11 protein-coding genes and 1 pseudogene are annotated in these 12,953 nt (G+C 46.2%); 6 read left to right on the forward strand and 6 right to left on the reverse strand.

Annotated features, from left to right (window positions below; all coding sequences use genetic code 11):
• Positions 1-204: 204 nt before the first annotated feature.
• The 3 genes from BLT91_RS09510 to BLT91_RS09520 all read left to right on the forward strand — a co-directional run bounded on the left by BLT91_RS09510 (position 205) and on the right by BLT91_RS09520 (position 3,385).
• Positions 205-1,086, forward strand: a complete 882-nt coding sequence (locus BLT91_RS09510) for a carbohydrate ABC transporter permease (RefSeq protein ID WP_254776880.1) — start codon at positions 205-207, stop codon at positions 1,084-1,086.
• A complete protein-coding gene (locus BLT91_RS09515) occupies positions 1,083-1,904 on the forward strand; it encodes a carbohydrate ABC transporter permease (protein ID WP_090820116.1) in 822 nt (273 codons plus the stop codon). The genes BLT91_RS09510 and BLT91_RS09515 overlap by 4 nt, the downstream gene beginning before the upstream one ends.
• An 89-nt stretch (positions 1,905-1,993) precedes the next feature.
• Complete coding sequence (locus BLT91_RS09520; protein ID WP_090820118.1) at positions 1,994-3,385, forward strand: ABC transporter substrate-binding protein; 1,392 nt, start codon at positions 1,994-1,996, stop codon at positions 3,383-3,385.
• Positions 3,386-3,459: 74 nt separating this feature from the next.
• Here the strand turns inward: BLT91_RS09520 and BLT91_RS09525 are convergent.
• Positions 3,460-4,406, reverse strand: a pseudogene (locus BLT91_RS09525) (aldo/keto reductase family protein).
• A 179-nt stretch (positions 4,407-4,585) separates the two neighbouring features.
• Between BLT91_RS09525 and serC the strand changes: the two are divergent.
• Positions 4,586-5,275 (forward strand): 3-phosphoserine/phosphohydroxythreonine transaminase, encoded by a 690-nt coding sequence (gene serC / locus BLT91_RS09530; RefSeq protein ID WP_254776862.1) that lies wholly within the window; start codon positions 4,586-4,588, stop codon positions 5,273-5,275.
• 24 nt (positions 5,276-5,299) lie between these two features.
• Entirely contained in the window at positions 5,300-5,965 is a 666-nt protein-coding gene (locus BLT91_RS09535; protein WP_090820121.1) for a YdeI/OmpD-associated family protein, read from the forward strand.
• Between the two features lie 100 nt (positions 5,966-6,065).
• Here the strand turns inward: BLT91_RS09535 and lpdA are convergent, their stop codons facing one another.
• From lpdA to pdhA, 4 genes are all read right to left on the reverse strand, one after another.
• A complete protein-coding gene (lpdA, locus tag BLT91_RS09540) occupies positions 6,066-7,481 on the reverse strand; it encodes a dihydrolipoyl dehydrogenase (RefSeq protein WP_090820124.1) in 1,416 nt (471 codons plus the stop codon).
• A gap of 4 nt (positions 7,482-7,485) precedes the next feature.
• Positions 7,486-8,817 carry a dihydrolipoamide acetyltransferase family protein gene (locus BLT91_RS09545; RefSeq protein WP_090820128.1) on the reverse strand — a complete coding sequence of 444 codons (1,332 nt, stop codon included), beginning with the start codon at positions 8,815-8,817 and terminating at the stop codon, positions 7,486-7,488.
• 31 nt (positions 8,818-8,848) lie between these two features.
• On the reverse strand, positions 8,849-9,829 hold the full coding sequence (locus BLT91_RS09550) for an alpha-ketoacid dehydrogenase subunit beta (protein WP_057306092.1): 981 nt from the start codon (positions 9,827-9,829) through the stop codon (positions 8,849-8,851).
• A 91-nt stretch (positions 9,830-9,920) separates the two neighbouring features.
• Positions 9,921-11,003, reverse strand: coding sequence for a pyruvate dehydrogenase (acetyl-transferring) E1 component subunit alpha (gene pdhA, locus BLT91_RS09555; RefSeq protein WP_090820131.1), 1,083 nt, complete (start codon positions 11,001-11,003; stop codon positions 9,921-9,923).
• 264 nt (positions 11,004-11,267) lie between these two features.
• Between pdhA and BLT91_RS09560 the strand changes: the two genes are divergently transcribed.
• Positions 11,268-11,999 (forward strand): alpha/beta hydrolase, encoded by a 732-nt coding sequence (locus BLT91_RS09560; RefSeq protein WP_090820134.1) that lies wholly within the window; start codon positions 11,268-11,270, stop codon positions 11,997-11,999.
• A 57-nt stretch (positions 12,000-12,056) separates the two neighbouring features.
• On the opposite strand, the gene BLT91_RS09565 is transcribed toward BLT91_RS09560, so the two are convergent.
• The gene (locus BLT91_RS09565) at positions 12,057-12,884 is read right to left on the reverse strand and encodes a lipoate--protein ligase family protein (RefSeq protein ID WP_090820138.1); all 828 of its coding nucleotides are present in this window, start codon (positions 12,882-12,884) and stop codon (positions 12,057-12,059) included.
• Positions 12,885-12,953 lie beyond the last annotated feature (69 nt).

The following is a 12,953-nucleotide window of genomic DNA, read 5'->3' on the forward strand; positions in this document are numbered from 1 at the left end:
GTAAAGGTTATGTAAACTCGAAAAAAAATCCACAAATTCTTCATCTGTATTTAATATTCGTCAAATAAGCAATCGTTAAGCTAGTAACATAGCAGTAGTTGAATAACGTCCGTGGAGGAGTTTGGAATGAATACAATGGAAAGAGATTTACAACTAACAAGAAAAACAAATACTAATGCGAATGTAGAGCATCCTCGCAAGGCAATGCTCAGTCATAAATGGATAGAGACGCTCCTTGGTTATGTCTTCTTATTTCCCTCACTTTTGCTATTTGCTATCTTTTTGTTTTATCCCCTTTTTCAAACCCTATATCTGAGCTTGCATGAAACGGATCCGCGGGGCAGAGTCGCTTCCTACGTTGGCTTCGATAATTTCGTTGCTATTTTCACGTCAGAACGATTTTATCAGAGTTTAGGAGTTACGGGCCTTTTTACACTTCTAACCGTTCCTACCGTTATCGCAGTCGCTCTTATGCTCGCCGCTTTTACGCACAATCAGCTCAAAGGTATGCGTATCTTCCAATTCATCTTCTCACTGCCTGTCGTTCTATCTGTAGGAACTTCCGCTGTAATCTGGATGATGCTGTTTCACCCGAGTGTCGGGATGCTGAATTACATCCTGCACGTAGTCGGCTCAGAGCCTGTTGCTTGGTTGACGGATCCAAGATGGGCACTGCTTTCCGTTTCCATGATGACCGTCTGGATGAATTTAGGCTTTACTTACATTGTCCTGCTCAGCGGCTTACAAGGAATTCCGGATGAGATCTATGATAGTGCCAAAATCGATGGGTCTGGTCCAGTCCGTACCTTTGTTCAAATCGTCTTGCCTTTACTTTCACCGACTGTGTTTTTCGTCACGATTGTGTCCATCATCGGTGCGTTTCAGTCCTTCGGACAAATTCACATTTTGACCAAAGGTGGTCCGGTAAACTCCACAGATGTTCTTGTTTATTCCTTGTATCAGGATGCCTTTATCAATTTCCGGTTCGGAACCGGGAGCGCTCAAGCGCTTGTCCTCTTTACCATTATCCTTATTTTCACAGTCATACAATTTAAAGTTTTTGAAAGGAAAGTGCACTATCAATGACCTCTCGTTTGCATAATACCTTCGTCTATTTCCTGTTGATCATTTGCGCCGCACTCGTACTCTATCCCATCTTCTACACGTTCTCAGCTGCATTGATGACGCCCGATGAAGCATCAGCATATCCGCCCCGCTTCTTGCCTGGCAGCTTCTATTTGGGCAGTATTCTCGCAGTCTTCAAGCTCGTGCCCATAGGCAAGTTTGTTACAAATAGTCTTATTGTCTCTATCATCATCATGGTAGGACAGCTTATAACATCAAGCATGGCAGCGTACGCTTTCACCAATATTCGCTTTCAGGGTAAGGCCTTCATCTTCGCGCTTTTCATGGCTACCATGATGATTCCATGGGAGGTCACCATTATTCCCAACTATTTAACGGTAAAAAAATGGGATTGGCTCGATAGCATGCAGGGCCTAACCGTTCCATTCCTGGCGACTGCTTTCGGGACCTTCCTCCTGCGTCAATTTTTCTTACAGCTGCCCAAAGAGCTGTTCGAAGCGGCACGGATCGATGGATGCGGACACTTCCGCATGTTTTTCCGAATTGTGCTTCCGCTCGGACGCCCGGCACTGGCAACTCTAGCCGTTTATGCCTTCTTAAACGCTTGGAACATGTATCTGTGGCCACTGCTCATTACGAACAGCGAAGCCATGCGAACCGTGCAAATCGGCATCGCGATGCTGCAATTCGAAGAATTAACCGTTTGGAATTTGGTCCTGGCAGGAGTAACGGTCGTCTTACTACCTTCCCTCTTGCTGCTTATCCTCGGTTTAAAACAGCTCGTTCGCGGACTTACTGCCGGCGCTGTGAAAGGTTAGCCCCATCCTTGATGGCTGCTCTGTTCAGCAAGTTAGCTGAGCTAGATTTCCATAAATTATAGAAACGATAAGGGAGAGAAACAAAGAATATGAAAACATTGAAAATGAGAAGCTCCGTCCTTGCTATCACAGCAATCATGGTGCTGTTAACTAGCGCATGCGGCAAAGCTGAAACAACGACTTCAGGAAGTACAACAGATAGTAAACCTACAACAAGTACCGCTACCGCTGATGTGAAAAAGCCGACTGAGCCAGTTAAAGTAATCTGGTGGCACTCCATGAGCGGTGAGCTTGGCAAAGCCGTCGATAAGCTAGTCGCAGATTTCAATGCCTCTCAGAAAAACGTGCAGGTAGAGGCTGTTTTTCAAGGTACCTATGATGAAAGCTTAAACAAAATGAAAGCTTCTATGGATACCAAAAGCGGTCCTTCTCTCATTCAAGTATACGAAATCGGTTCCCGCTTCATGATCGATTCCAAAGCCATTACGCCAGTCCAAAAGTATGTCGATGCCGATAAATTCGATCTTTCCCAGCTCGAAGAGAACATTCTGAATTATTATAAAGTCGATGGCAAACTGAATTCGATGCCGTTCAACACCTCTAACCCAATCCTGTATTACAACAAAGATATGTTCAAAGCTGCCGGTCTTGATCCCGAGAAACCACCGACCACTTTTGAAGATATTTCAAAAGCTGCTAAAGTGCTAAGCAAAGATGGGAAATCCGGCTCTTCCTTTGCCATATACGGCTGGTTCATGGAGCAATTCTTTGCTAACCAAGGCGTTGAGTACCTCAATAACGGTAATGGTCGCACCGCTGCCGCAACAGAATCAATGGTTAACAATGAAACTGGCGTAAAAACACTGACATGGTGGAAAGAGATGGTCGATAACAAAACATCCGCCAACCTTGGCCGTAAAACGGATGATACGAAAAAAGCTTTCTTAGCCGGTCAAGTCGCCATGACCTTGGATTCCACAGCTTCACTTCGCGGTATCGTGAGCAGTGCCGAAGGTAAATTCCAAGTTGGTACGGGTCCCCTGCCAAAACCGGCGGATGCCAAAGAAGGCGGCGTTGTTGTAGGTGGCGCTAGTCTTTACATCTTGAACAACAAATCGGAAGCCGAGCAAAAAGGCGCATGGGAATTTATTAAATTCCTGACGAATCCACAAACACAAGCATGGTGGAACGTGAACACAGGCTACTTCCCAATTACGAAAAAAGCATATGATGAGCAGCTCGTGAAAGATAACCTTGCGAAATACCCGCAATTTCAAACGGCGATTGATCAATTGCACAAGACGAAAGCGAGCACAGCAACCCAAGGTGCTGTAATGGGTGTATTCCCGGAAGCACGCCAAATCGTAGAAACTGCAGTCGAAGAAGCATTGACAGGCAAAAAAGCTCCAAAAGAGGCTCTAGACGGGGCAGCGAAAAGCATTACGGAGAAGATTGGCGCTTATAACAAAACAGTAAAATAAAGCAAAAAAGCCATGCGTTTATCCATATAAACGCGTGGCCTTTTTTTATCCAGCACATGACATTATGCTTAGAATTAAGTCAAAATCTCTTCAATTTTTTGAATGACATCCGCAGGCAATATAACACCGGAAGCTTTCACATTCTCTTCCAGCTGTTCAATTTTCGTTGCACCCACAAGTGCGCTGGCAACATTCGTTTGTCGAAGAATCCAAGCAAGCGCGAGTGTAGACAGCGAAATGCCCAGCTCATTCGCAACACCCAGCAGCTGCTCTACTTGATCCAAATGAGACTCACCTAGGAAGTTGAAAATCCACGCATTCGATGTTGGATCATTCGCACGGCTGCCCTCAGGGAGCTGCTGTCCTTTTCGGTATTTCCCTGTCAGAACACCTTGCGCGAGCGGTGAAAAGACAACTTGAGAAACGCCATTGCGCTCACTTAGCGGAATAATCTCGGACTCAATCGTTCTATTGAACATATTGTATTGCGGCTGGTTCACAACAATCCGGTCCAGCAAGTAGCGATCCGCCACAGACAAGCCTTCCTGAATTTGGGCAGCTGTCCATTCACTGACTCCAACATACAATACTTTACCTTGACGAACCATATCCTCAATCGTTCTCAACGTTTCATCTACAGGAGTCTCGGGATCATAGCGGTGACAATAGAATATATCTACATAATCCGTTTGCAGACGCTTTAAGCTTGCATGAAGTTGCTCAAATACATGTTTACGCGACAACCCCCTATCATTAGGGCCTTCCCCCATCGGCCAGAACGCTTTAGTAGCAAGCACATAGGAATCACGTGAATACGATTTCAAAGCTCTTCCAAGCAAAATCTCAGCCTCACCCTTCGCGTAAAGTTGGCTGTATCCAGAAAGTTTATTCCTAAGTCAAAAGCCCGCTGAGTCATCTTCGCTACCGTTTCTTCAGCAACGGAATTCCCGTATGTAAGCCAACTGCCTAAACTAATTTCACTTACTTTTAAGCCTGTTCTTCCTAATCTCCGGTATTTCAAATGAATAACGCCTCTTTTCTTTTTGAAATAATATATCATTGTGAAAACGTGTTAATTTAAGTATATCATTTAAACGAATAGATGGTAAACTTTAGCCAATGGACGATTAAAAATGGCTATTGACCAAATGGAGAAGCATTCACCGGAATGTTTCTTAAATTGGGTGGCACCGCGAGACTTTGAGCGAGGCTGATCTAACCATGAATTCGGCTTACCTGCATATCACTATGAACAAAACGATCGAAGGCTCCCGTTACACTACAATACCAGAGGTGGACAGCACGCCGCTTGTAGCCGATCTGACGAGTGAAATCCTAAGCAGAAAGCTTGATCTGCAAAGGTTTTCCATGCTTTATGCAGGCGCTCAGAAGAATCTCGGACCCGCAGGGGTCACGGTTGCCATCATCCGCGAAAACTGGCTGGAGAAAGCCTCCAAAAAGATTCCGGAGATAATGCGTTACGAAACATTCGCCAAAAATAAGTCACTTTACAATACGCCTCCCGTTCACACCATCTACTTGATGAATTTGGTGTTAAAATGGGTAGTAAAACAAGGCGGTGTTGAGCAATTGGAACATCAAAATAGCGAAAAGTCAGGCCTGATCTATGATGTGATTGATGCTTCCGGCGGATTTTATCAAGGAATTATTGAAGTTAATGATCGATCGCATATGAATATCACTTGGCGCATGGCTAATGAAGGAATTGAACGTCAATTTATCGAAGAATCAGAGGCTAACGGCTTTGAAGGTTTGGCAAGATATCGAAGTGTAGGTGGTTTGCGTGCTTCCGCGTACAATGCCGTTTCATATGAAGCCTGCCAAGCTTTAGCTGATTTTATGATAGACTTTGCCCGTAGAAATGGATAAATGATATAGAAATGAGGATGTTCAGTGGAAAACGCACTAATTAAGAAGCTACGTTTAGCCGGTTGTAAACGAGCACTCATTATGAACGCTCCCGAAGGTTATCTCGACTTATTGAAACCCCTACCGGAAGGTGTTCTGTTTACCGACAAAAAAGAAGGCAATCAAGCCTATGACTTTGTCCAGGTATTCGTCCACTCGCTAGCAGAAGTCCAGCAGCTTGCTCCCAAAGCGATTGAGTCTGTAACTCCAGAGGGGATGCTGTGGATCAATTATCCCAAAGGAACAGCCAAAATTAAAACGGACATCAATCGTGATTCGGGATGGCAGACTGTCACTGATTTACAGTTTGAAGGGGTGTCTCTCGTCTCGATTGATGAGACGTGGTCGGCTATGCGGTTTCGGCCCGTTCGGCTCGTCAAGACGCCACGCAGTGAACGATTAGCCAATCGTGAGAAAGGACCTGCGGTCGCTCCTGGTGATAAAGTCGTTATTGTACCGGATGATCTCGCAGAAGTATTTCGAACAAACCCTGTGGCAGCTGATTTCTTTGCAACGTTGTCTTACAGCAACCGCAAGGAATATGTGCAGTGGATCATGGAAGCTAAACGTGAGGAAACTCGAAGCGCACGAGTCGTAAAAACGTTAGACAAGCTTTCGAATGGCATCAAAAACCCTAGATTCAAAGAATAACAACCATCCCGTAAAAATAAAAGAGTCCCGTAAAGCGGCTAATGCCTTGCTCTCGGGACTTTTTATCTAAAGGTTATGGAAAACAATGGAATGACGCTTCTTATTTACCAAGCTGATGAATAGGGTGTCCAAGCGCACCTTCCGCCGCATCCATGATCATTTCTGTCAATGTTGGATGTGCATGAATCGTAAGTGCGATGTCTTCCAGGTTAGCGCCCATTTCAATCGCAAGAGCAAGCTCACCGATCAAGTTGGAGGCTTCCGGACCAACGATTTGACCCCCAAGAAGTTGGCCTGTTTCTTTATCGCCGACAAGCTTCACAAAGCCTTGGCCTGCGTTCAAAGAATTAGCACGACCATTAGCTGCATACGGGAATTTACCTATCGTAACGTTGATACCTTGTGCCTTCGCTTCAGTTTCACTCAAACCTACGCCTGCAATTTCCGGATCGGAGAACACAACAGCAGGCATTGCTTTATAATCAACGATGCTGGATTGACCCGCGATAGCTTCTGCAGCAACTTTCCCTTCATAGGAAGCTTTGTGTGCAAGAGAAAGGCCAGGTACAACATCACCAATCGCAAAAATATGCGGAATGCTTGTTCTGCCTTGGTTATCGACTTCGATTAAACCACGATCCGTCAACTTCAAGTTGATGAGATCAAGACCCAGCTCGCCATCTGTATTCGGACGACGACCCACTGTGACTAATACATAGTCAGCTGTTACTTGCTTCTCTTCCCCTTTAACAGTGAATGTGACAGTAACGTCGTTATCTGTTTTAGTACAGGATTGAGCCAAAGCTTCGGTATGAACCTCTACGCCAACCTTCTCCAGATTGCGTGCCACCAGCTTCGTCAACTCTTTCTCAAAGCCAGGAAGCACAGCGTCAGAGCCTTCCAACACGGTTACTTTCGTACCGAATTTCGCGTACGTTTGACCAAGCTCTATTCCGATGTAGCCACCGCCGATAACGACCATGCTTTTCGGAATTTCAGGCAAGTTCAGCGCTTCCGTCGAAGAAATAATTCTTCCCCCGTAAGGGAATGCTTTCAGCTCGATTGGACGGGAGCCTGTCGCGATAATGCAGTTTTGGAAGCGGTAGCGAGGAGCTTCTGCATCGTTGAACACACGTGCTTCGTGCTCATTGATAAACATCACTTCGCCTTGGAACATTTGGATCTTGTTGCCTTTGAGCAGCGTGCCAACGCCACCCGTTTGTTTAGCAACAATACTGTTTTTCCACGCTTGTACCTTCGCGAAGTCAACCTTCACGTTCTCTATCGAGATACCCATACTGTCAGCGTGCTGTGCATGCTCATACGTGTGAGCTGCGGAGATCAAAGCTTTGGAAGGGATACAACCGCGGTTTAAGCATACGCCGCCCCATTCAGCTTTATCAACAATCAGAACGCTTTTGCCAAGCTGAGCAGCCCGGATGGCGGCTACATAACCGCCGGGACCTGCACCAATAACCAACAAATCAATATCTAAAGAAGCATCTCCTACTACCATACTGTTACACCTCCAAGACGAGAAGCTCTGGATCAGCCAGAAGCTGTTTGATATAGTTCAGGAAACTTTGTGCTGTCGCTCCATCCACAATACGGTGGTCGAAGCTCAAGGAAAGCGCCATAACGGATGCTGCAACGATTTGTCCGTTTTTTACAATTGGTTTCTCTGTGATACGACCTGCACCGAGAATCGCAACTTCAGGGAAGTTGATGACTGGCGTGAAGAACATACCACCTACAGAACCGATGTTGGTAATGGAGATAGTGCCGCCTTTCATCTCGTTAGGTGACAATTTGCCTTCACGTCCGCGAACGGCAAGATCTTTAATCGAAGAAGCGATCGACCATATGTTTTTGCGGTCTGCGTCATGGATAACAGGAACGAGCAAGCCGTTTTCAGTATCTGTTGCGATACCGATGTTATAGTACTTTTTGTAGACGATCTCTTGTTTCTCTTCATCGATCATCGCATTCAACGCTGGGAATTGACGGCAAGCCGCAACCAATGCTTTTACGATGAAAGGCAGGTAAGTCAGTTTCACGCCTTTTTTCTCGGCGAGTGGCTTCGTGCGTTCACGCAGAGCGACAAGTGCTGTTACGTCGATTTCGTCCATCAGTGTCACGTGCGGAGCCGTGTACACGGATTTCACCATTGCGTTCGCGATGATTTTACGGATTCCTTTGAACGGAATCCGCTCTTCGACGCGATCGCCTACGACAACCTGCTGCGCCGCTGCCGCAGGTGCTGTACCGCCAGCTGCTGCAACTGCAGCTGGTTCTGCTGCTTCCGGAGCCGCGGCAGCGCCCGCTCCGTTAAAGCCGAGCACGTCCTCGCGTGTTACGCGGCCGTGCTTACCAGTAGGCGTCACCTCTGCGAGCGTGATGCCTTGCTCTCTTGCCAGCTTGCGTACGCTAGGCGTCGCAAGCACTTCGCGGCCCGCGCCAGCGCTTGGCGCGGCTGATGCTGGAACTGATGACGCTGCAGGCGCTGCTGTAGGTGCCGGTGCTGCCGCCGCTGGGGCAGCAGTCGGAGCCGCTGCAACCGCAGGCGCAGCGTGGCTTGAGCCTTTATGCATGGATTCAGCAGGCAGTGCGCCTGTCACTTCAATCGTCATAACGAGCTCACCAATATTGCAAACTTGTCCTTCCTTTACGGCAACGGAAACGACTTTACCTTCAACCGGACAAGGAACTTCAACGACCGCTTTGTCGTTTTGTACTTCCATAAGAATCGATTCGTCTGTTACGGTATCACCCGCTTTAACCAACAGCTTTACGATCTCGCCTTCATGTATGCCCTCACCAAGCTCAGGGAACTTGTATTCAAACAATGCCACGTGCACAACCTCCTATTACCTTCGACTTTGATTAGAATTCGAGTACTTGATTAATGCCTGCAATGACACTTGCTGGACTAGGCAACCAAGCGTCTTCGATTTGAGCGAACGGATAGATTGTATCTGGCGGTGCAATACGCAAAACTGGAGCCTCCAAATGCAGAATTGCTTTTTCATTAATTTGTGCAATAACCTCAGCGGCAACACCTGATGTTTTTTGTGCTTCTTGAACGATAATCGCTCGGTTCGTTTTCTTGATCGAAGCAACAATCGTTTCGATATCAAGAGGGATCAGGGTACGAAGATCAATAACTTCAACTTTCACACCCTGTGTTTTCTCGATTTCTTCCGCCGCTTTTACTGATGTGTGGACCATAGCGCCGTAAGTAATAACCGTCACATCTGAGCCTTCGCGAACAACGTTCGCTTTACCAAGCTCAATGGTGTATTCGCCTTCTGGTACTTCTGCGCGGAATGCGCGGTATAAGTTCAGATGCTCCATGAAGAAGACAGGATCATTATCGCGAATCGCGGAAATGAGCAGTCCCTTCGCATCATAAGGGTTGGAAGGAACGACAACTTTAATACCTGGCGTTTGAACAAGCAAGCCTTCGAGTGCATCTGTGTGCAGCTCAGCCGCTTTAACACCGCCACCAAAAGGTGTACGGAATACGATTGGCGCGTTGTAACGGCCCCCGGAACGGTAACGCATACGAGCTGCTTGCACGCAAATCTGGTCAAGCGCTTCATAAATAAAGCCTACAAACTGAATTTCTGCAATCGGGCGGAAGCCTTGAACACCTAGTCCAACTGCAAGTCCGCCAATAGCAGACTCAGCAAGAGGCGTATCAAATACGCGCTCTTCGCCGAATTCTTTTTGTAAACCTTCTGTAGCACGGAATACGCCACCTACATGGCCAACGTCTTCGCCGAACAAAATTACATTAGGATCTCTTTCCAGTTCAACGCGCATTGCGTCTTTTATCGCTTGAATCATTGTCATTTGTGCCATGACTTCTCCGTGCCTCCTAAGAGTTTTTCGCCAGAAAAACTGGATTCGTAAGCTTATGCTTCGTTTTCGCAAGAAAAACTGGCATGCCTTTTTATTTAAACGCTTGCTTCTGTTCTTCGAGATGTTTAGGTGTTACTTCGAACATAGAATCGATTAAGCCTGGAACTGTCATTTTCTCAGTTTCCTCAGCTTTTTTAATGTGCTCAGCCACAGTTGCTTTCGCATCTTCTTTCACCTGGGCTTCTTCCTCTTCACTCCATAGACCTTTTTTGGTCAGGAACAAACGCATACGCGTAAGCGGATCTTTAGGCTCCCAATCAGACTCTTCATCTTTGGTCCGATATTTCGTTGTATCATCGGCCAAGGAATGCGGACGGTAACGGTAAGTTAGAGCTTCAATCAACGTAGCGCCTTCGCCTCTGCGTCCTCTTTCAGCAGCCTCCGTAACGGCTTGAACAACAGCCAATACGTCCATGCCGTCAACTTGCACGCCTTTGATACCGGCAGCAAGTGCTTTATGCGCGACAGAAAGCGCACCAGTTTGTTTCGAATAAGGCGTCGTAATCGCGTAACCATTGTTTTGTACAAAATAAATGACAGGCAGCTTGAATGCTCCTGCAAAGTTCATGCCTTCGTAGAAGTCGCCTTCTGAGCTTCCTCCATCCCCTGTGTACGTAATTGCTACACGCGGTTGATTACGTTTCTTGAATGCCATAGCTACACCGGTAGCATGTAAAATTTGTGCACCAATGATGATTTGTGGCATTAGTACGTGTACATCCTGCGGAATTTGTCCACCATGTTGATGACCACGGGAATACAAGAATGCTTGATAAAGCGGTAGTCCGTGCCAAACGAGCTGCGGCATATCACGGTAACCAGGGCAAATGAAATCGTCTTTATTTAAAGCAAATTCACTTCCGATCATGGATGCTTCTTGTCCGGATACCGGAGCATAGAAACCAAGACGTCCTTGACGACCGAGATTAACTGCTCTTTCGTCCCATACGCGGGTGAATACCATTCTTCTCATTAATTCTTTTAATTGGTCGTCACTAAGTTTAGGCATTTTGTCGGAATTTACAACTGTGCCGTCTGGAGCCAGAACCTGTAAAGGCTCAACCTTCTCTGTGGTCACTTCATAATTTGCTTGGCTGACAAGTGGCTTACTCATACCATTTCACCTCTTATATGATTTTGATGCCTGCTAGCTTCACTTCTGTTATAGTATTATTATAAACCTGTTTTTGTGAATTGTACACCAGTATCCTTGTGGCATATGTCCTTTTTTCGTTGAATTGAATAGTACAGTTTCGGAAAATATATAATACAGTTAACGTTAAATTTACAACTGCTATAATACACCTTACCCTTAAAGCAATAAACTTACGCTTACGACACCAAATTTCCCTAAAGGAAATGCTAAAGGAGCACAACCATGTCGGATGACTCTCGCTTTTATAAAAGAACCATTGTCAAAGATGAACTCACCTCTGTCATACTCCAAGAAAATCGCTCATTGCGGATTTATCTTCCTCCTGGTTACAACGAACTGCTCTCCTATCCGGTTATTTATTGCCAAGATGGTGAACAATTTTTCAATTTCGGCAGAATTGCAACTACGATCACCCGCTGCATTTTAGATGAAGGCTTGGAGCCTGCGATTGTGGTCGGTGTCGATGTCAATAACGCCAATCGCACTTCTGAATATGCGCCTGAAGGAGAACGCCATGACGCATACTGCCGCTTTTTTGCCGAAGAGCTCCTCCCTTATGTAGAAAGCCGCTATCCGATTCGTACGGAACGGACTGAGCGCGTTGTGGCAGGTGATTCCCTAGGGGGGACCGTATCCTTGCATCTCGCCTTAGATTATCCTAGCCTTTTTTGCCGTGTTATATCCTTATCGGGCGCATTTTTCGACATTACCAGAGAACGCATCAAAGCGGAGAACGATTTGTCATGGCTAGAGATGTACATGCTAATTGGTTTGGACGAAACAGATGTAAAAACGGAACGCGGAACTTTTGATTTCGTCAGAGAAAATCGCTTAGCCAAAGAGGAGCTAGTAAACAAAAATACCACCCTTCACTATATGGAGAAGCCAGGAAAGCATTTATGGGGATTCTGGCAAGGGGAACTGGACGCGGCTCTGCATTATTTTCTAGGATGAATCGATATAAAAAAAGCGGTCCACTTTCGTCTCATGACGAGATCTGGACCGCTTTGCTTACTGTATAATCGCGTAGCGATGCTTTAACAGCTCCATCATAGTGTGAATCTGCACTTCGTCCGGATACCCTAGGATATCCCTAGGGCTCTGCACTTGCAGCCCTCTGGCGCCCAGTATCTCTACTAAATTTTCAGTGAAACGCTCAGACGTTAACGGTAAATTTAAACACTCAGATAGGCTTGCCATACTTCCTGGAGCCACTATTGGATAATCGCTTGGCGATGCTGAGCCTGCCGCACGCTCGTAGAAACCTCTAGCTAATGATGCTTTCTCCTCACCTTGGCCCTCCACGATAATAAACGCTTGAACGGATAAAGCTAACTGCTGCCTGCGCTGCGCAATACCGCAAAACTTACGCCCATCGACACTTAGATCGAATTCCCCAGGACAAAATGAACCCATAACCTCACCCTGATCGATGCGATTGGTAAGTTTACTCATAACGTCACGTATTAACGCCACCATCAAATCAAAGTCCTTGCGGTGCTCCATATCACCAACTTCTTTAGGTAATAACAGCGAGACATTCACGACACCCAAATCCAGTGGAACTGCGGCCCCCCCAGAGTTTCTAACTGCCGTATCATAACCTTGCTTTAGTAACCATTCATTAGCTATGGCTGCTTCCGGGAGACGACTATCTCTTAATCCCATCACAAATGCTCGCGGATGCCTCCAGATGTGCAGGATCGGTGGTGCTATTTTACCAATTGCCCGGCAAAGGAGTTCTTCTAGTGCGAATGAATAAAGGATATGTTGCGATTCGGTTTCACCGGATCGATCAAGAATGACCATAGAAGAAAATGAAAGTGGTAACATTGTCATTTGCTTATTCTCCTGTGCTTACGATTTGAGTAGTCCATCTATAGAATTGTAAGCCATACAAGCTTAAGT

Origin of the sequence: Paenibacillus sp. yr247 (assembly GCF_900103825.1) — a bacterium.
Classification (GTDB): Bacteria; Bacillota; Bacilli; order Paenibacillales; family NBRC-103111; genus Paenibacillus_E.